The sequence below is a fragment of the Bacillus sp. WP8 genome (assembly GCF_000800825.1).
GTDB lineage: Bacteria > Bacillota > Bacilli > Bacillales > Bacillaceae > Bacillus > Bacillus safensis.
In genome coordinates this window covers 1,152,420-1,171,143 of record NZ_CP010075.1, presented here as the reverse complement: position 1 = coordinate 1,171,143, position 18,724 = coordinate 1,152,420, and the positions used below count along the sequence as shown (strand labels likewise).

General features: G+C 42.3%; 27 protein-coding genes and 1 riboswitch. Of the genes, 8 read left to right on the top strand and 19 right to left on the bottom strand.

Features of this window, described 5'->3' with window-relative positions; genetic code table 11:
- Nucleotides 1–8: 8 nt before the first annotated feature.
- The 5 genes from QR42_RS05730 to QR42_RS05715 form a co-directional block, all read right to left on the bottom strand.
- Nucleotides 9–266: a sporulation-specific transcription regulator SpoVIF gene (locus QR42_RS05730; RefSeq protein WP_008348417.1), complete on the bottom strand. Its 258-nt coding sequence runs from the start codon at nucleotides 264–266 to the stop codon at nucleotides 9–11.
- 138 nt (nucleotides 267–404) lie between these two features.
- The gene (locus QR42_RS18890; RefSeq protein WP_024426457.1) at nucleotides 405–542 is read right to left on the bottom strand and encodes a YjcZ family sporulation protein; all 138 of its coding nucleotides are present in this window, start codon (nucleotides 540–542) and stop codon (nucleotides 405–407) included.
- Nucleotides 543–626: 84 nt separating this feature from the next.
- Entirely contained in the window at nucleotides 627–848 is a 222-nt protein-coding gene (locus tag QR42_RS05720) for a hypothetical protein (RefSeq protein WP_025093421.1), read from the bottom strand.
- A gap of 90 nt (nucleotides 849–938) precedes the next feature.
- Entirely contained in the window at nucleotides 939–1,067 is a 129-nt protein-coding gene (locus QR42_RS19695) for a hypothetical protein (RefSeq protein ID WP_254967544.1), read from the bottom strand.
- A 71-nt stretch (nucleotides 1,068–1,138) separates the two neighbouring features.
- A complete protein-coding gene (locus tag QR42_RS05715; RefSeq protein WP_039177852.1) occupies nucleotides 1,139–1,489 on the bottom strand; it encodes a DUF1360 domain-containing protein in 351 nt (116 codons plus the stop codon).
- Between the two features lie 167 nt (nucleotides 1,490–1,656).
- On the opposite strand from QR42_RS05715, the gene QR42_RS05710 reads away from it, so the two are divergent.
- The 5 genes from QR42_RS05710 (at nucleotide 1,657) to QR42_RS05690 (ending at nucleotide 4,309) form a co-directional block, all read left to right on the top strand.
- Nucleotides 1,657–2,052 carry a spore coat protein gene (locus tag QR42_RS05710; protein ID WP_228285950.1) on the top strand — a complete coding sequence of 132 codons (396 nt, stop codon included), beginning with the start codon at nucleotides 1,657–1,659 and terminating at the stop codon, nucleotides 2,050–2,052.
- Nucleotides 2,053–2,096: 44 nt separating this feature from the next.
- Nucleotides 2,097–2,432 (top strand): hypothetical protein, encoded by a 336-nt coding sequence (locus QR42_RS05705; RefSeq protein WP_039183064.1) that lies wholly within the window; start codon nucleotides 2,097–2,099, stop codon nucleotides 2,430–2,432.
- Between the two features lie 88 nt (nucleotides 2,433–2,520).
- Nucleotides 2,521–3,024 (top strand): spore coat protein, encoded by a 504-nt coding sequence (locus tag QR42_RS05700; protein WP_039177849.1) that lies wholly within the window; start codon nucleotides 2,521–2,523, stop codon nucleotides 3,022–3,024.
- 146 nt (nucleotides 3,025–3,170) lie between these two features.
- Nucleotides 3,171–3,662 carry a CotY/CotZ family spore coat protein gene (locus tag QR42_RS05695; protein WP_003211658.1) on the top strand — a complete coding sequence of 164 codons (492 nt, stop codon included), beginning with the start codon at nucleotides 3,171–3,173 and terminating at the stop codon, nucleotides 3,660–3,662.
- A 203-nt stretch (nucleotides 3,663–3,865) separates the two neighbouring features.
- Entirely contained in the window at nucleotides 3,866–4,309 is a 444-nt protein-coding gene (locus tag QR42_RS05690; RefSeq protein WP_039177847.1) for a CotY/CotZ family spore coat protein, read from the top strand.
- A gap of 33 nt (nucleotides 4,310–4,342) precedes the next feature.
- Here QR42_RS05690 and QR42_RS05685 read toward each other — a convergent pair whose 3' ends face one another.
- The 10 genes from QR42_RS05685 to QR42_RS05640 all read right to left on the bottom strand — a co-directional run bounded on the left by QR42_RS05685 (nucleotide 4,343) and on the right by QR42_RS05640 (nucleotide 13,326).
- Complete coding sequence (locus QR42_RS05685; RefSeq protein WP_039177845.1) at nucleotides 4,343–4,993, bottom strand: CotO family spore coat protein; 651 nt, start codon at nucleotides 4,991–4,993, stop codon at nucleotides 4,343–4,345.
- 114 nt (nucleotides 4,994–5,107) lie between these two features.
- Nucleotides 5,108–5,884 carry an enoyl-ACP reductase FabI gene (gene fabI, locus QR42_RS05680; RefSeq protein ID WP_039177844.1) on the bottom strand — a complete coding sequence of 259 codons (777 nt, stop codon included), beginning with the start codon at nucleotides 5,882–5,884 and terminating at the stop codon, nucleotides 5,108–5,110.
- Nucleotides 5,885–6,033: 149 nt separating this feature from the next.
- On the bottom strand, nucleotides 6,034–6,840 hold the full coding sequence (thiD, locus tag QR42_RS05675; RefSeq protein ID WP_039177843.1) for a bifunctional hydroxymethylpyrimidine kinase/phosphomethylpyrimidine kinase: 807 nt from the start codon (nucleotides 6,838–6,840) through the stop codon (nucleotides 6,034–6,036).
- Nucleotides 6,841–6,856: 16 nt separating this feature from the next.
- Nucleotides 6,857–7,870, bottom strand: a complete 1,014-nt coding sequence (locus tag QR42_RS05670) for a thiazole biosynthesis adenylyltransferase ThiF (protein ID WP_039177842.1) — start codon at nucleotides 7,868–7,870, stop codon at nucleotides 6,857–6,859.
- A complete protein-coding gene (locus QR42_RS05665; RefSeq protein ID WP_039177841.1) occupies nucleotides 7,867–8,634 on the bottom strand; it encodes a thiazole synthase in 768 nt (255 codons plus the stop codon). Before QR42_RS05665 ends, QR42_RS05670 begins: the two co-directional genes overlap by 4 nt.
- Before the next feature lie 4 nt (nucleotides 8,635–8,638).
- Nucleotides 8,639–8,842 (bottom strand): sulfur carrier protein ThiS, encoded by a 204-nt coding sequence (thiS, locus tag QR42_RS05660; RefSeq protein WP_039177840.1) that lies wholly within the window; start codon nucleotides 8,840–8,842, stop codon nucleotides 8,639–8,641.
- On the bottom strand, nucleotides 8,839–9,951 hold the full coding sequence (gene thiO / locus QR42_RS05655) for a glycine oxidase ThiO (protein WP_039177839.1): 1,113 nt from the start codon (nucleotides 9,949–9,951) through the stop codon (nucleotides 8,839–8,841). The genes thiS and thiO overlap by 4 nt, the downstream gene beginning before the upstream one ends.
- Entirely contained in the window at nucleotides 9,935–10,552 is a 618-nt protein-coding gene (tenI, locus tag QR42_RS05650) for a thiazole tautomerase TenI (RefSeq protein WP_039183061.1), read from the bottom strand. The genes thiO and tenI overlap by 17 nt, the downstream gene beginning before the upstream one ends.
- Entirely contained in the window at nucleotides 10,527–11,237 is a 711-nt protein-coding gene (tenA, locus tag QR42_RS05645; protein ID WP_039177838.1) for a thiaminase II, read from the bottom strand. Before tenA ends, tenI begins: the two co-directional genes overlap by 26 nt.
- Nucleotides 11,238–11,315: 78 nt before the next feature.
- A riboswitch (TPP riboswitch) is annotated at nucleotides 11,316–11,425 on the bottom strand.
- Between the two features lie 59 nt (nucleotides 11,426–11,484).
- Nucleotides 11,485–13,326: a monovalent cation:proton antiporter family protein gene (locus tag QR42_RS05640; protein ID WP_039177837.1), complete on the bottom strand. Its 1,842-nt coding sequence runs from the start codon at nucleotides 13,324–13,326 to the stop codon at nucleotides 11,485–11,487.
- Between the two features lie 162 nt (nucleotides 13,327–13,488).
- On the opposite strand from QR42_RS05640, the gene prpE reads away from it, so the two are divergent.
- Complete coding sequence (gene prpE, locus QR42_RS05635) at nucleotides 13,489–14,232, top strand: bis(5'-nucleosyl)-tetraphosphatase PrpE (protein WP_039177836.1); 744 nt, start codon at nucleotides 13,489–13,491, stop codon at nucleotides 14,230–14,232.
- Between the two features lie 37 nt (nucleotides 14,233–14,269).
- Here prpE and QR42_RS05630 read toward each other — a convergent pair whose 3' ends face one another.
- The 4 genes from QR42_RS05630 to QR42_RS05615 form a co-directional block, all read right to left on the bottom strand.
- The gene (locus QR42_RS05630) at nucleotides 14,270–15,166 is read right to left on the bottom strand and encodes an RluA family pseudouridine synthase (protein WP_039183058.1); all 897 of its coding nucleotides are present in this window, start codon (nucleotides 15,164–15,166) and stop codon (nucleotides 14,270–14,272) included.
- A gap of 17 nt (nucleotides 15,167–15,183) precedes the next feature.
- Nucleotides 15,184–15,984: an NAD kinase gene (locus tag QR42_RS05625; RefSeq protein ID WP_039177835.1), complete on the bottom strand. Its 801-nt coding sequence runs from the start codon at nucleotides 15,982–15,984 to the stop codon at nucleotides 15,184–15,186.
- Between the two features lie 63 nt (nucleotides 15,985–16,047).
- The gene (locus QR42_RS05620) at nucleotides 16,048–16,677 is read right to left on the bottom strand and encodes a GTP diphosphokinase (protein ID WP_039177834.1); all 630 of its coding nucleotides are present in this window, start codon (nucleotides 16,675–16,677) and stop codon (nucleotides 16,048–16,050) included.
- 33 nt (nucleotides 16,678–16,710) lie between these two features.
- Nucleotides 16,711–17,076 carry a UPF0738 family protein gene (locus QR42_RS05615; RefSeq protein WP_024425029.1) on the bottom strand — a complete coding sequence of 122 codons (366 nt, stop codon included), beginning with the start codon at nucleotides 17,074–17,076 and terminating at the stop codon, nucleotides 16,711–16,713.
- 236 nt (nucleotides 17,077–17,312) lie between these two features.
- On the opposite strand from QR42_RS05615, the gene QR42_RS05610 reads away from it, so the two are divergent.
- Nucleotides 17,313–17,891, top strand: coding sequence for a CYTH domain-containing protein (locus QR42_RS05610; RefSeq protein ID WP_039177833.1), 579 nt, complete (start codon nucleotides 17,313–17,315; stop codon nucleotides 17,889–17,891).
- 21 nt (nucleotides 17,892–17,912) lie between these two features.
- Nucleotides 17,913–18,680 (top strand): lytic transglycosylase domain-containing protein, encoded by a 768-nt coding sequence (locus tag QR42_RS05605; protein WP_039177832.1) that lies wholly within the window; start codon nucleotides 17,913–17,915, stop codon nucleotides 18,678–18,680.
- Nucleotides 18,681–18,724 lie beyond the last annotated feature (44 nt).

Below are 18,724 nucleotides of genomic sequence, written 5' to 3'. Positions count from 1 at the left end.
CCTGTTGTTTATTTTTTGTTATTCATCATTTTAGCGATTGTATTGAAATCAAGCTTTTCTTTTCCACTAGTAATCGATTGAACGATTTTGTCTTCCATTTCTTTAGGTACACGTTTGTTCGCAAGCTGCGCTACTTTTTTAATGACACCTCGAACGGTATTCTCATCTTTAAAGTTGGCATTTTGCAAAGAACCTGCAAGTTTAAACACATCATTCATATTCACACCGGTTTTGTTTTCTACGCTTTTAAAGAATTTATTATCCATTCATTTGCCTCCTCTTTGTGGAGTAATCACCTTACTATATGAAAATAGGCGGGATATGTGCCTATCCTAAAACCTTGTTTGACCAAAGAGAAAGGAAAGCAAAAGGCTTCCCCCTTGCTTCCCTCACCTTCTTACTTTTTAGTAGTTAAAGAAAGAAGCACCAACGATGATTAGAAGGATGAAAAGCACGACAACAAGAACAAATGTTGATCCATATCCGCCGCCGTAGCCTCCACCGTAGCCGCCGCAAGAACCGCCACCGTAACCGTAACTCATATTTAAGCACCTCCTCTTCTCCCTTACAAAGTATGAAAAATGCAAGAAATGGTTTGGACGATCACATAAAAAAGTGCGGAATTTTTATTTCTGCTGTTTAAAGACGTAATCTGCCTCTGTATGACGCATCATGAATGCTTCTGTTTCTTTTGCAAAAGCCTCCATCTTCACGCCAAATGCTTTTAAGTGCTCCTCAAGATCATGAGCTTTATCCGATAGATCCATTTCAGCCTTTTCGTGCGCTTGTTCTTTCCCATCATGGGGTTTAGTGAACAAGGAACCGATTAATTGTTCGAATGCATCCATTCTGGTCACCCCTTCTCTCTTACATATGCACCACTCAAAAAAAGGGCAACAAAAAAACCGGATAAATCCGGCTTTTGTTTTTCTCTTCTATTATTGAGGTTTCTTTTTGTTTCCACAGCCGCAGCCTGTTTTCTTGATTTTTTTCGTATATACAGATTGTTGATTTGACTGCGCTGGATAACCTTGAAGCATATGTGACGGCGTTTCAGTTGGTTTCATCGCAACCCTTCCTTTCCTATTCCTTGATAGTATATGCATTTATTGAAAGCGTGTCTGATCAGAATGCCTGTTTATTTCACAAGCTTCGAGACGACCGCTTCAATGATGCCTGCTGCTGCGGCAATCGCTAATAATAAATTAAGCCACATGCTGATGACAGGAAAAAGTATGTATATCAGAAGTAAGGCAGCAGTGCACCACATGCCAGTACACCAATAACAGCTTAACAGTTCTCCAACCCAGGACCGCAGTCCTTCACCTTTAATGATGATATATGTTTCGACCTCACCTTGTTCATTTACCTCTTCCTGTTCTTCATGAAATAGACGGCGGAAAGGGGCAGTAATGGTATCAAACACAATCAGTCTCGTCAGTCTAAAGGATGCGAGGGCAAACACGACAAATGACAAAGCACCGCTCAGAAGCCTCCACCTCCTTCTTTCTTCTTTTTCCGTCCTTTCTTTATATATGCAAGAAAAAAGACCATCATGATGAATCGAGTGGAAATAAAATTGGGTTGTACTTTTTCACACTTTCCGATTCCACCTTGAGTCCTTGCTGCATTAAATAATGTATAGATAAGAAAGGAGTGAAAGTATTGTCTATTGAAGAAAGTGCTGAAATATTATATACACAACTGTTAAACGAATTAATCAGCAATTATGATGATTTCATTGAGATCAAAGATTCCGAAAATGTCACAATTCATAAAACAGATGTAACAGCTGCACTCTCCCTTCAAGCGACCGTAACGACAATCATTACTCTTTTAATCCAAATTCTTGTACCAGACGATGAAGTGGCTGCTGACATCACAGATCAGCTTTTAGCTGTGCAACAAGTGGAAATCCAAAAGAAAACTGTGATTCAAATCATCAACTGCTATAACATTACAATTACATTATCAGATGCATCCATTATGAACTCCGTCCAAATTCTCACTCAAACATTGAATGTGCTCTTAGTTGAAGCCGGCATTCTTTGACCCTTTCTTTTTCTAACATGACGTATGAAAGAGGTGAAATCATCGTGGCTGAAGAGAACGAAAAAAAGGAGTTTCAAATCAATACGGATATTGATCCATTAACAAGTCTTCTTGTCAGTGATGTGTTAAACAAAAACAATATCACTGATGATCAGAAAGCAAAAATTTCAGATGATCAAAGAAAAATGATTTTGAAATTAGTCGAGGACTTACAAAAGAAAGCAAATGATTTCGTAGAACAGCAGCAGGAGAAAAAAAGGCAGGCTGAGGCAGCAAAACAGCCAGAAGAAGTAGTGCCTGAACCAAAAGTACGTCCAAATCGAAATTCACTTCGAAATCGTATTCAGCAGCGTCGTAATGCTCAGCGTAATAACGATTAAATAAAAATGGGTTGCCTGCTAGGGTAAATGCCCGAGACAAAACAACGCATTCCAGCATTTAATAAAGTAAACGGAAGGAGGAATAGAAATGGATTCTAAACCATATTCTTGGGTCGCTCTAGATCGTAACTGTTCACACCACGGACACCACAGATACCACGAACACCACGACGATTGCAACTATGAAAGAAAAGCACTTTGTGACGATTATTATGATGACGAAGATGTCTTACAAGATTTGGATCAAGTAAGCTTCACAAAGCAGACATCTGAAGAGGTCATTATCGTTAGGGACTCTTGTGACATTAACGTATCTTCTGTCGATGCACAGGTTGCAGCATCTATCCAAGTAGCGATTCAAACAGCGATCATCACCATTACAAACATCTCAATCGCAGACGGTGATTTGGCAGACCGCGTCACGCAGGATCTCTTACAAGCTGCTACTCACAAACAAACAAACCGCCAAAAACTTGTCATCGAAAATTCAAGAAACGTTACAGTATCTACAATCGATGCGGACATCTCTATCGCAATCCAAACACTTACACAAACTCTTGTTGCGACAATCGTTGCAATCGGCATCCTCTAATGTCCAAAAGCAGAGCGAAAAGCTCTGCTTTTCCTTTTATAAAAATACAACAAATATAAATGGTCATTTACCCACACCAACTAGAGGGCGCATACATATGTTGTTAAGGACTAAAGTCAAATACCTTGTTAAAGGAGCTGAAATCCATGAGCTGCGGAAAACACCATGGCCGACATGATGAAAACTGTGTATGCGATGCGGTTGATAAGATTTTAGCAGAGCAGGAAGCTGTAGAAGATAAATGTCCTACGAGCTGCTACAGTAATTTATTAAGCCCAACAGTTTCTGGAAAAGATACGATTCCGTTTTTACTTTTTGATAAAAAGGGCGGGTTGTTCTCTACTTTCGGAAATATTGGAGGATTCGTTGACGATTGCCAATGCTTCGAATCTATTTTCTTCCGGGTTGAAAAATTACACGACTGCTGTGCTACGTTATCTGTATTAAGACCTGTTGATGTACACGGACATACGCTAAGCGTGTGTCACCCTTGTGACCCTGACTTCTTTGGTCTAGAAAAAACGGACTTTTGTATTGAGGTTGATTTAAACTGCTTCTGCGCAATCCAATGCTTAAACCCAGAGCTTGTCGACAGAGTCATGCCATCGAAAGATAAAAAGCATCATCACCACGGCTAAATCAACAGGCCGATCATCTAACTTGTCATGAGTCAAAGCATCCCCTTCCTTACGAATGACAGCCAATTATGCGGAGCAGGCAGCATAAGTAGCGGCCGCTTCCGCATTGGTTAAAAGTAGATGCACGAACCGGCAAAAATAGCTTGTAGATGATAACAGTGCTCAAACACTCAAACAAATTTCCTAGTATAGGAGGGTTGAATATGAGCCGCAAACATTCATGGAACTGTGTAGCAGAGGCTGTTGAAAACATTCACGACTTACAAAATGCCGTCGAAGAAGATTGCCCGACCAGCTGTTACAGCAATCTCCTTTCTCCATCACATTCTTTAGGTGACACTGTCCCATTTGTTCTCTTTACATCCAAATCAAAACCATTCGTCGCATTCGGAAACGTCGGAGAAGTAGATCCAGGCCCTTGCTTCAGCACTGCATTTTTCAGAGTCGAACACATCTCTGATCACTGCGCAACTCTCAGCTTGCTTATCGCATTTGACAAAGACCGTCATATTTTAGATTTTACAGATAAAGATTCCTTATGTGATGTGTTCCGATTAGAAAAATCAAAATATTGCATTGAAGTAGACCTTGACTGCTTCTGCGCAATCGAATGCCTAAACCCAAGACTCATCAACCGTAACTGCTAAAAAAAAAGTCCCTATATGGGACTTTTTTCTTTGTTAAAAACCAAGCGGGTGGATGGAAGAAATCTCAGCAATCACTAATTCGACTGGATTCCCCCCGCCTGCTGTACGAATGATCACAGTATCGTCTTTTCGATCCATGATGATTCCTCTATATGTTTTACCATCAGCTTCAATCAGACAAAGAGCCCTTGGCATATTATGAGGCAGTCTTGTGAGAAAATCGACTTTTTCATCAATACTCATCTGACTTAAAGGCTTTTTCACTCGTTTTCTTCTTGGTTCTTCTTTTGTTTCATGAAAGACACCCTCTGGCTGGTTCCCCTCTTCTTGCTGAGGCTCTTGCTTTTGTATGAGCTCTGGTTCTTGTGTGTTCTCTTGTTCCTGTGCAAGCTCAGCCTCTTGTGCGATATCTCGTTCTTCTGTAAACTCGGCTTCTTGTTTTATATCTCGATCTTGCTGGTGTGCAGGCGGCTCGGCTTCTTTTTTCTGCTCTATCTCTTGAATCGCAGGCTCCTGCTGCGTGCTTTCTTCGATCTCGCCTTTTGCATTGTGATCACTTTCTGACTTTTTTTCTGATTTTTTTCGCTTTCTCACAATATTTTGCATGGCCGGCTTTGATTCATGATAGCTCGGCTGAACAATATACATCAGCGGCTTTTGATTCTCATCACCTTTATTTGACATACTAATCCCTCCCGAATGATTCATTCCTTATATATATGAACGGAGGGCTCAAATCAGAAGAAAAATAAAAAAACAGCATACCCTTCTTCGGTATGCTGCAAATCATGTATTCGTTTAGCGGGCAATGATATGGAAGCCAGAATCAACATGCAGATTCTCACCTGTCATGCCGCGAGATAGATCACTGAATAAGAATAGAGCTGTATCGCCAACTTCTTCAGGAGTTGTTGTACGACGAAGCGGTGCACGCTCTTCAATATCCTTCAGAATGGTATTAAAGCCGCTGATGCCTTTTGCAGATAACGTACGAATTGGACCAGCAGAAATACTGTTCACGCGGATGCCTTCTGCGCCTAAATCAGCTGCTAAATATTTCACACTTGCTTCAAGTGATGCTTTCGCTACACCCATTACGTTGTAGTTAGATACAACACGCTCTCCGCCTAGGTATGTAAGCGTCACAATGCTTCCACCCTCTGTCATTAATGGACGTGCTGCTTTTGCTACAGCAGTTAATGAGTATGCACTAATGTTGTGCGCCAAAAGGAAACCTTCACGATTCGTGTTCAAGTATTCGCCAACAAGCTCTTCCTTATTTGCAAATGCAATGGCATGCGCAACGCCATGAATGACTTGTACTTTTTCTTTAATTTCAGCAAAACATTTCTCGATTTCTTCATCACTTGTCACATCACACGGAAGAATAATTGAATCATCACGCTCAAGTGTGCTTGCAAGCTCTTTTACCGATTCAGCAAGACGATCTCCAACATAAGTAAAAATTAAACGAGCTCCAGCTTCATGAAGTGATCGGGCAATTCCCCAAGCGATGCTTCGTTTATTGGCAACACCCATCACCACGATATTACGGCCTTCTAAAGAAAAGTTCATATGTAATAAAGCCTCCTATTTTTTCAAGACATAGTATTAGTACCTGATCATAATATTATCACAGATCATAAGAGAATGACAATTTCCTCTGAAAGAAAGTTTCATTTTCGCAAAAAAACCGCCCTCACAAGGAAGACGGTTCGATTCCCTTAACGTTTGATTCTGTTTTGCTGATAAGCAAAATGGTTTGTAGGCCCGTGTCCAGATCCAATTCGTAAAGGGAATTTGATCGCTTCATGGACAAAGGTTTCTGCTGTTTCAAAGGCTTCCTTTATCGAATAACCTTTCGCAACTTCAGCGGTTAATGCTGCTGCAAACGTGCAGCCTGTGCCATGTGTATGTGGTGTATCAATATGTTCATTTGTGATTTCAATAAAGCCTTTTCCATCATACAGCAGGTCTGTAATCATCCCATCAGATGGACCATGGCCGCCTTTGATCACGACATGTTTCGTACCGAGCTCATAAAGGCGCTCTGCTGCCAGATAGCGATCCTCTTTCGTCTGAATACGTAAACCTGACAGTACTTCTGCCTCAGGAAGATTCGGCGTTACAGCATAGCTCACAGGCAGCAAGTGTGTTTTCATCGCAGCGACCGCATCTTCATTTAATAAAGAGGCTCCTCCTTTTGCAATCATGACTGGATCTACAATCAGCTTCATATCATATTGAACCGTTTTTTCAGCTACGATCTTGATCATGTCTGCACTCCACAGCATCCCTGTTTTGACGGCATCTGGCAGTAAATCTTCTGCCACTGCATCTATTTGACGCTCTAACGCCTCAATTGAAAGCGGGTAAATTCCGTGAACACCTAGTGTGTTTTGCGCAGTAATCGCTGTGATTGCAGACATTCCATACACACCGAGCTCCTGAAAAGTTTTCAAATCGGCCTGAATGCCTGCTCCGCCGCCAGAATCAGAACCCGCGATTGTGAATGCTTTTTTGATCGTCATTTCTTCACACCTCTCATTAGCCAATCCATTGATGATAAATCGTTCTTGCTTTGGCAATATCATTGGTTCCATGAACAAGCGCTCTGCCATCTTTAAATAAGACAAGCTTAAATTCATCCTTTTGACACGAAAGCAAATATGGATTTTCAAGCACATCCATCCCTGCTTTCTTTAACCGAAGAGCCACTTCATGTAAAGGCGGCGGTGTTTCTGCTGCACTGCGGATTTGTACCGTATTGCGGCCGCATAGTACATCTGCCTTCGCACTCTTCTCATATGAAAGAAATGGATACATCTTAAGTCCACAGCTTGGACATTGCTTCTTCTTTAAAGATGCGGCCGACCGAATGTCAGACCGTTCATTTTTCCATAAATCGAAGGATTTTAATATTGGCGTCACTGGATGTCCTGTTAAATATTTAAGTGCATCTGCCACTTGATATGCGGCCACCTGCTGCACAACTGGACTAATGATACCTGCTGTATCACATGTCATGCCTTGTGCAGGTAAATGTTCAAGCAGACAGTGTAAACACGGCGTCTCACCAGGAATCACAGTAAATTGAATACCATAACTGGCTACACAGGCCCCATAAAGGAACGGAATTTGATGTTTGACAGCAGCATCATTTGCAATCATTCTTACCTCAAAATTATCCGCTGCATCGACAATGATCGAAGCCCCGCTGACCAGTTCGTCAATATTGTGAGCAGTCACATCAATCACGATGCCTTTGACGTACACGTCACTGTTTACTTGCTTGAGTCTTTTTTCAGCCGCCACAGCCTTTGGCAGCCGATCCTTCACGTCTTGCTCCGTGTAAAGCTGCTGGCGCTGAAGGTTGCTCCATTCAATATAATCTCGGTCCAAAATGGTGACAGATCCAACGCCGGCACGAACGAGCATTTCTGCACTAGCCGTTCCAAGTGCCCCCGCTCCAATAATGACCGCCTTTGAGTCATTTAGCCGCTTTTGTCCCTCTGTTCCAATTGGCTGAAAAAGCTCTTGGCGTGAATAACGAGTGCTCAAAATGACGGCATTCCTTCCTGTGGACTGCTCGCTGTCCCATAGTTTTTCAGGGGAATACGTCCTGCCTCATAGCCTAGTCTTCCTGATTCAATCGCCAGTTTCATTGCTTTTGCCATTTTCACAGGATCCTTTGCACCAGAGACAGCGGTATTTAGTAATACTGCGTCAGCTCCAAGCTCCATCGCATAAGCTGCATCCTTCGGAGAACCTACGCCAGCATCAATAATGACCGGCACCTTCGCCTGCTCGATAATAAATGAGAGATTCAGAGGATTTAGTAAGCCTTGGCCTGAACCAATCGGAGAAGCACCTGGCATGATGGCGTGGACACCGAGTTCTTCTAATTTTCTTGCGAGCACCACATCATCAGATGTATATGGCAGCACGATAAATCCTTCTTCGAGCAGCATTTCAGATGCTTTTAATGTTTCAACTGGATCTGGCAAAAGAGACCTTGAACAGCCAATGACTTCTACCTTGATCATGTCACACAGCCCAGAAGCCCTTGCTAAACGGGCAATACGCACTGCCTCTTCTGCTGTACTTGCACCAGCTGTATTCGGAAGCAGCGTATATCTTGATAAATCAAGCTGCTCTAGAAAATTAGGCTGAGATGCTTCGAATATGTTCATCCTTCTGACAGCAAAGGTTAAAATTTCGGCTTCCGATACGTTCACCGCTTCTTTTTGAACCTCAAATGATGGGTACTTCCCTGTTCCGAGTAATAGTCTTGATGTGAATGTTTTTCCGCCAATGTGCAGCATTGGATCATCCTCCTCCTACAAAATGAACGATTTCAATCGTGTCATTTGGTTGAATCACTACTTGTTGAAACGCTTCTTTATCAATGATTTCTTGGTTCTTTTCAACGATCACCACACGGTTTTCAAGCTGATAGGCTGATAGCAGATCATAGATCGTTCCATTCTCTTGATCGAAGTCAACGATTCTGCCATTCAATTGAATCTTCATACGAATAGTGCCTCCTTTCGTCCAATACGAAATGCGTGAAGCCATTCCTCTTTGACCGGTTTGTCTAATATGAGGTCACGAATGATTCCTCCAGTAATCGGCGCAAGTAAAATGCCATTCCTGTAATGCCCTGCAGCAAAAAGAATACGCTTGTCTTCTGGATGTCTTCCGATATAGGGATGCCGGTCGTTTGTCGCCGGACGAAGGCCTGCCCAGCACTCTTCAATCGGCATCTCTTTAATAGAAGGCATAAGCTGAGACGCCTTTTGAATCACAGCTTCCATGCCGCCAAGCGTTGGAACAGCCTGCCACTCGTTTGGCTTCATCGTTGCACCGATAACAAGCTTTCCACTATCTCGCTGAACGATATAACAATGATCATGATAAATGGTGTGTGCGAGCGCTGGACCGTTATTCCATACAGACACACATTCTCCTTTTACTGGATAAAGAGAATGAGATAATCCGAGCTCTTCAAAAAAACGGCCAGACCATACACCACTTGCAACTGTCAGGTCATCACATGTGAATGTGCCCTTCGTTGTTCTGACAGTTAACACTTCTTTGTCCCGCTTCACTTCGATCACAGGTGTACACTCTTTCACATCTGCTCCGTACCGGACCGCCGCCTGCCACAAAGCCCTGCATACAGCATAAGGCTCCACATGCACATCCTCTTCAATCAAACCTGCTCCCAGCATGTGATCTGTGACTTGAGGCATGCATTTTTTTACGCTGCTTGCATCAAGCCACTTAAACGTAGACAAATGCTGCATCCGGCAAAGGGCCTGCTTCTCTTCTTCAGTAAAGGCGACCTTCATGATGCCGCCTGCTGAAGTCCGAATATCAATACCTGATTCATGCAAAAGATCGACCTTTAATTTTTCGTATAATGCCTGGCTTGCTCTGCCTGCCTGAAAGAAAATATCCTCATGCCCCTCTCCTTCAGCATGTGCACCGAGCATCCCGGCAGCCGCACTTGTCGTTTGCTTCCCTATCTCATTTGCTTCAAATAAGATCACCTGTTTTCCTGCTTTTGCAAGGTGATAGGCGATTGACATCCCTATGATTCCACCACCAATGATTGCAACGTCATAATGCTTTTTCATAAGGATTCTCCTTTACCTTTTCAGAAAATGCTTGTGCCATCATACGCGGCTGATGATGAGTAAAAATCCCAGACATGACAGCGATTCCTTTCACATGAGCGTGTTTCAATTCTGGAACTCGTTCTGGGGTCATCCCGCCGATGGCCACCACTGGAATTGTTAGTGCAGAAGTCAGTTCTTTCACAAGCTGTACACCTCTTGCCTGAAGTCCTGGTTTACAAGAGGTGTCATATACGTGCCCAAACATGACATACTCTGCTCCATTTTTCTCTGCTGCTTTCGCTTCTTCTATCGAATGGACAGACACCCCTGCATGAAGGTGAGGGAATTTTCTTCGCAGCTCTTTCGGCGAAAAGCTATGGCCCGGAAGATGCACCCTGTGAATATTGGTTAGCAGCGCCACGTCTACTCGGTCATTGATCACGAGCTTTTCTTTCGGTACACCTTCTAAAAGGAGATTCTTCACGAGATCAACAAGCTCACCTGCTGTTTTAGACCGTTCCCGAATATGAATAAAATCCACTTCAGACGCAATGGCTTTTATTTGTTTGATCAGTTCACCCGCAGGAAGCGAATCATTTGTCACTGCGTGGAGTTCCATTTGCACCAACCCCATCTAAGCATGCTGTTTGCCACAATTCTTTTTGATACGCCATCTCCCAAAAGTGATATTCGTAATAGCTTGAAATCACAAAATTTTCTTTCATATTGGCGCGTACATGTTCTGGTGCTTTTTCTGCTAGTTCATCAAAGCGGTTCACCTGTTCGAAAACGAGTTCCTTAAACCAATCGCCTCCATATGTCAAAATCCATTCTTGATAAATTGGATGGTCAGGTGTTGTTTGTTTTAGCTTTTCACCTACCTCATAATAAAGCCAGTAACACGGTAATAACGCGGCTAAAATCTCTTCAAACCGTCCGCTTTTTACAGACCGGTACATATGAGAGGTATACGCATAAGCAGTCGGGGAAGGCTTAAAGTTCTCAATGGCTTCATCAGAAATTTGCAGAAGCTCTGTAAATTTCCTATGCAGCGACAGCTCTGCTTCATACGTGCCCTGTGCATGATACGCCATTCTGCCCGTCGTATGTAAGTCTTCACTAATCGCCGCTCCATATGCCTGCACCTTTGCAAAATGAGTTAAATAATACGAATCCTGCATCACGTAATAGGTGAAACGATCGAGTGAAAGTGTGCCATCCCCAATCCCTTTGACAAAAGGATGCGTAAAGCTTCCATTCCACCATGTTGCTGCAGCCTCTTTACATTCTGTTGAAAACGTCATGTTCCTCTCCTCCTTTTTTTCCATATAAAAAAGCCACTTTCCGCGTGGAAAGTGGCTTGGAATTTGTAAAAAGCATAGTCAAAAACCGCACCACTTCCCTACGCAGGTATGAACCTGTTCAGGTAATGAGGGTCTAAAAGTCGACACTTTTATCTCAGCCCTTTTAAAGGACTCCCCTAGTGGATCAAATATATGATGTTGTACCTCTATCTTAATCAGGAATTGTTCATTGGTCAAGGGTTCATTGTCATTCTAATTGGGCTCTTAGTCCTGCTACATACTCCCGGGAGCCCGATACAAGCACACGGTCGCCGCTTCTAAGTGTCGTATCTCCATGCGGTACTAAGCTGTCTACCCCTCTGAAAATCCGGACAAATACCAAATCACCGGTGAAAGGAAATTCTCTCAGCATGACATTATGATAACGATGATTGTTCATTTGAATTTGATACAAAGAAGAATCCTCATTTGTTAGCAATCGAATCGCATCAGGTGCTTCAATCAAAGCTCTTAGCACCGTTTTAGATGAAAGGAAAGTAGAAAACGTATCAATGCCCGCTTCCTTCAATGTCAGCTCTGCCTCAGCTTTGTTGACACTTGCAATGACTTGTTTTGAACCTTCTTCTTTTGCAAATAAAGCAATTTCCTTATTTTTTGTCTCACTGCCTGTTGCGACGACAAGGACATCCTCTTGGCCGACGCCTGCCTTTCTCAGCGTCTCATCGTCGTATTGTTCAATTGATTCGACTTCAAAGATAGAGTCTGCCAGCAGTGCTTCCTTATTTTCTTGAAACACATGCAAAATCCGAATGTCATATTCATCATGATGCAAATCAAGTGTGACAGGTAAGGTCAGCTGATTTGCACCAATAAAGGTCACACGCTTCTTATGGCTCGCCGCTTGTTCTTTTTTAAAGAGCGCTTTAAACCAAACAGGTGTTAAAATACTCGTTAGCACAGCAACTAAAATCAGCGCTCCAGACATTTTATGATCAATGACACCGAGCCGCTCACCAATCGTCGCAGCTGCAATGACGAGAGATAATGTTGAAGTTAATAAAAAGCCTGAGCCGATGACCTTATTCATGTCATACCATTTTTTCAAATAAAGAATTGGGATAAGCTTACTTATAAGCAACGCAATAAACAGCAGCGGAATCATGATCATAATCGTCGGGTCCTTAAACAGTGCCCATATATTTAGATCCACTCCGACCATCACAAAAAAGATCGGGATTAAAAATCCGTAGCCAAATGAGTCCAGCTGCTGAACGAGCTCTTTATTTGGTGAAAGAAGGGACACAAGCACGCCAGCTAAAAACGCCCCTAGAATATTTTCAGCCCCGAGTGATTCAGATAAGGCAACTAAGACTATAATGAGAGTAAAGATTGCCCTTGTCCCAATTTGCACGGTTCCTTTTGACATCGACTGAAAAATTGACTTTGTCTTAAATACGCGGCCAAATAAATAAAGAAGAATGCCTGCAGCAAATAATAAGAGCAGAAGCCACATGTTCCCTGTTCCATCTCCATAAATGGAGGAAAACACAGCAAGTAAAATCATCGTGACCAAATCAGCAATGACAGCTACAAGCAGAATGATTTGACCGATATTCGTCTGCATCAACTTTTCCTCTTTTAAGGTTGGCACCACTACGCCTAATGAGATGGTAGAGATAATGAGCGTCATTAAAAAGGCATTTTGGATAAACCCTGCGAGTACAAACGCATAGGACAGGATAAAAGAAATACAAAATACCCCAAGAAAAATAATGGTGGCTGCTTTAAATGTATTTGGTTCTTTTAAACCATTTGGAAGTTCTCGTGCTTTCTTCTTTGACTCAAAAGAAGAAAAATCTATTTCAAGTCCACTTAAAAACATCAGAAAAATAAAACCGAGCATGGATAATGTATCTAACCACGCATCATGTTCGACAACCAGTTGAAGACCGCTTTTCCCAATGATGAGCCCCATAATGATTTCAGCTACAACGACCGGAATGGTCAGCTTAAATCGGTGCAATAAAATAGGGGTGAAAAAGGCGACAATAATAACGACAACGAGTGATGAAACAGATGTATGCTCCATTGGCTAAAGCCTCCTAACATTCATGTTTAATTTTATAAGTCTTACGTTAAAGGATTGATTCTAACAATTGCCTAAATGAAATGAAAGCCATTCGTTATATTTTCTAAAATTCAAACTTCTTTATATCCGACGAATGGATGAAAAAAATCAGGAGGAAACCTTATGAAATTCGATATCATTGGCGATATCCACGGCTGCTACGAAGAGCTGCTTACCCTCATACACAAACTAGGATACGAACTCAAACATGGATTACCCGTCCATCCTGATAAGAGAACGCTGGCCCTTGTTGGCGATTTAACAGATCGAGGGCCTCAGTCAGTAGACGTCATGCGATTTGTCATTCATGCCTATTCACAAGGCGCAATCCGATATGTACCTGGCAACCATTGCTTTAAGCTTTATCGTTATTTAAAAGGAAATCCCGTCAAATTGCTTCATGGCATCGAAACGACAGTGAACGAAATAAAAAAACTGCCAACTCATGAACAAAACAAATTGTCACATGAATTTAAGCAGTTATTTGAGAAGGCTCCGCTTTATGATGTACTCATTCCTGATGAGCTGATCATTGCACACGCAGCGATGAAGGAAAAGGATATTGGAAAAAAGCCGAATAAACAGATGCGGTCCTACTTATTATTTGGTGCCGTCACAGGAGAAACATGGCCAGATGGACGGCCTGTTCGCAAGGACTGGGCAAAGGAATATCACGGAAAACCGTGGATTGTGTACGGCCATACACCTGTGAAAGAACCTCGATTCGTTGGCAGAACCGTCAATATTGATACAGGCTGTGTATTTGGCAACAAACTGTCTGCCCTCACATACCCTGAGCTTAAAACGGTCTCCGTTCCCTCATCTATGCCTTATGACGATTCAAGATTTCAGCATTTCACATTATAAAAAAACCCGGCCCTGCGATGCAGGTGACCGGGTTTCTCTAATTAAAAAGCAAGGATTTCATATCATCAGGAAGCGGAGCTGAAAATGTCATTTGCTCACCTGTCATCGGATGAGGAAACACAAGGGTTTCACTATGCAGTGCCTGCCTGTCTATCCGCTCGGCCCTTCCGCCATACAGCGTATCTCCGATGAGCGGATGCCCAAGAAATTGCATATGCACACGAATTTGATGTGTTCTCCCGGTTTCAAGCGAGAGAGACACATCCGACATATTTAACTCAGCGATTACTGCTCGCACGGTATAATGCGTCACTGCCTCCTGCCCAGTATCATCAACCATCCGCTCGATGATACTATCCCCTTTTCGGGCAATTTTTGCAGCGATGGTTCCATGTTTTTCTGTGATCATGCCATGTGTAAACGCTCTGTATGTTCGCTTAACCGCTCCACTCTTTTGTGCCTTAGATAAAAGGCTATGGGCAAAACGATGCTTCGCCACAAGCATAACGCCAGATGTATCACGATCAAGACGGTTCACTAAATGAACCGTATGCCGAACAGACTGCTTGGCATAATGGTGCAGTAATCCATTCGCAATACTGTGCTCGGGGTGCTCCCGAGAAGGGATCGAAGGAATATACGGCCTTTTATTCAGCACAAGGACATGCTCGTCCTCAAATATAATATCAAGCGGAATCGGTGCAGGCTTCAGCCCTTCACTCACTTTTTCCTCGGGAAATAAAATGGTGAGCCTGTCCCCTTCATGCAGCTCATATCTCACGGTAACATGCTCTCCATTAATGAGGAGGTCACCGCCATCAAACTTAATATCCGTCAGCATTCTTTTCGAAATACCAAGATCAATTAAATATTCCTTTAAAAACAGCCCTTCTTCTTTGGCTGTCATGGTTTTGTTTAACGTAAAGTATTCCAGCGAGAACAACCTCTTTCTTATTCTCCTTTTCCGATAAAGGAATCTTGCACCCTTTTCCAAAACGGAAACGGTCTAAATCTAGCAAAACGGACATTCTCATCTGCCACCCGGCATTGAATGGATTTGACGTCTTTATGAAGCAGCGTCAAATGATCAATCGTCACCTGAAAATCGACATCATTCCTCGGCTTAATCACACAAGTATGGTGGTCAGGCAAAATAAGCGGTGAACCGACCGTCCGAAACACTCTGTTGTTGATTGAAGCCATTTCTGCCAGCTGAATGGCTCTAATGGAAGGATGAATAATGGCGCCTCCAAGTGCCTTATTATAGGCCGTACTGCCTGATGGAGTAGACAAACAAAGGCCGTCACCTCTGAATGTTTCAAACAGCTGGCCTCTGATTTCAACATCTGCCACAAGTGTCCCTTCCATGCTTTTAATCGTACATTCATTCATTGCTAAATATTTCTCTTCTCTGCCGCCGTCGTTGTATCTGACAATGACCTCTAAGATCGGATATTCCACAATATGATAAGGCGTTTTCGCAATGGCTAAGACGAGTTTTTCAATCTCACTCGGCACCCAGTCAGCATAGAAGCCAAGATGACCTGTATGAACACCGACAAAGGCTGTTTCATTCAGACGGTTGCTGTAGCGGTGAAAGGCATAAAGAAGGGTGCCGTCTCCACCAACCGTAATGACAAGATCCGGTTCCTCTTCATTTAGTTCCATGCCAAAATCCAATAAGTAGGTCTGAATTTTACTTTTGAGCGTGTCAGATACAGAATTCCCTTTTGAAGAAACTGCAAATTTCATGAATTCTTCTCCTTTTTCACCTTGCTGCTATGAGAGGGCAGCATCATATTTGATCAAACTGGCTCAGCTGTCGTTTTTCTTTTTCCGGGAAAATGCCACTTGTGCTTCTTGAATTTCCCCTCTAATTTCGGACATCTCTTCATCGAGACGAGATGCTGCCTCAGATGCTCTTTGAAGGCGCAGCTTAACCTTCTCCGGGATATTCCCGCTATATTTATAATTCAGAGAATGCTCAATGGTCGCCCAAAAGTTCATCGCAAGCGTACGAATTTGGATTTCGACAAGGAGCTGCTTCTCTCCGTTGATCGTTTGCAGCGGATATAACACAACAAGGTGGTAAGAGCGGTATCCGCTTTCTTTATGTTCTGCAATATAGTCGCGTTTATCTACAACCACAAAATCTTTACGTGACTGGAGCATTTTTTTCACGACTTGTATATCTTCTACAAACTGGCACATAATGCGAAGCCCAGCAATATCCTGCATCGTTTCAATCTCATGCATCGGGATGTTTTTACGCTTTGCCTTTTCTAATATGCTGGCAACGGGTTTCACTCGGCCTGTGACAAATTCTACTGGTGAATGGTCATCCTCGAATTCATACAGCTTTCGAATGCCTTTTAGTTTCACTTTTAATTCTTCGACTGCTTGTTTATACGGTGCGAGGAATTGATCCCATTGTTTTTTGTCCATGAAACTTCCCCCAATTCCATATACCTAATTATTTCAGAGGAATGTGCTTTTCACTTTCTCTTCCATATCTCCGTAATTGGCATTGTCTTTAATATTGTCGATTAAATAATGTAATTCCTGTTGAAGCTGAATGAGTTCCAGCGAATATTCATCCGATGCCAAATAGACAGGGATGTCACGATTCATTGCTTCTTTTAATGGAGCCCATGTATGTTCCCCTAAAATAAGATACGAAAAGGACTCCTCGGTTTCAAGTATGTAAACGAACGCAAAGTGATCAGAATCAACAAGCATTTGTCCTGATGCTTTTGCTTTTTGGATTTGCTCTTCTGACTGGATTGTCAAAATCAGCCTGTCTTCTTTTAAAGTTGCTTCTGTGATTTCAATTCTGTTTTGCATCATGATCTCCTTTACAACAAAGTACAGCTTTATTTTATCATATCAAGTTCAATATTGATAAACCGAACTTTTGGAGAAAATCCTGTTTTTCTCTTTTAAATGATTCTTTCACACGATTCTTCATTCATTTTGGTCCACACCTAAAGAAAATAAAGAGAATAAAACAGTCTTTTACATGGTGAACACACTTCATGTACAATAATCATATTTCCTCTAAATGAAAGGTTGATGTCAAAATGGCACAGGAAATTGAAATAGAACTAAAACAATTATTAATGAAAGAAGAATTTGAACAGCTGAAACTGCATTTTCAATTGAAGGATGCGGATTTCCACACGCAAACCAACTATTATTTTGATACACCTCAATTTGATATAAAATCTCAATTGGCTGCATTAAGAATGAGAGAAAAAAACGGTCAATGGGTGCTCACATTAAAGGAACCGCACGAGATAGGCTTGCTTGAAACCCACCAAACGATCGCTCCCCCATCACAACTTAACGATTTTGAGCTGCCAGAAGGTGAAGTTGCGGACAGATTAGACCACCTGAACATTCAAAAGGATCAAATTGTGTACTTTGGTTCACTTGAAACGTCAAGAGCAGAAAAAATGATCCAAGAAGGCTTAATTGTTTTGGATCACAGCCGATATTTAACAGTAGAGGACTATGAACTTGAATTTGAAGTGAGCGACCTGGAAATCGGACAAGCCGCTTTCTCCGCATTGCTCCGCAAATTTCATATCCCAGTACGAAACACGAAAAACAAAGTCGTTCGTTTTTATGAAGAAAAAATGAAATCACAGAATAGATGAATTCCTTGAAGGAGGAACATGATGAACGTTAATCAACTTCAATCCTTTATGCAGCTTCAAGCGCTTAAAACGTTACAAACAGATCCAGCACAAACGCAAATGTCTGCCGGTCAAGAATCAAATGCCCAAGCTTCATTTCAATCGCTGCTGCAAGATTTTTTAGGCGGATCAGAATTATCACGTCTCCCGCTATCCATTTCTGCTTTTATGGGCACGGACCCATCAACGGCTCCGAACACGCAATATGCGCGTACAAACCCATATTTATCTGCGATTGCCGGCAGTGATCAGCTTGAGGCTCAATCTTTATATGCAAATGACAATCAATTAAATACAGCGAATGGCATTGGAAATGTCTTAAACAACAGCTACACACCGCCGCTTCAAAAGGCTGTCTCCAGCGGCTCATCATCAAAAGAGATTAATCAAATCGTGTCACAAATGGCTCAAAAGCATGGCGTTCCCGAAAAGCTGATTCACGCAGTCATCAAGCAGGAATCCGGCTATCGCACGAATGCTGTCAGCCATGCAGGTGCGCTTGGTCTCATGCAGCTCATGCCATCTACGGCTAAGTCACTTGGCGTCAACAATGCCTTTGATGCTGCCCAAAACATTGAAGGCGGAACGAAGTATATAAAACAAATGCTTCAGAAATATAACGGAAATATCTCACTCGCCTTAGCTGCCTATAATGCAGGTTCAGGAAATGTAGATAAATACGGGGGCATCCCTCCATTTAAAGAAACACAAAATTATGTAAAGAAAATCACAGCTCAATATTTCGCTTAAACCGAAGAGAATAACCTCTTCGGTTTTTTGTATGTCGCTTTTCC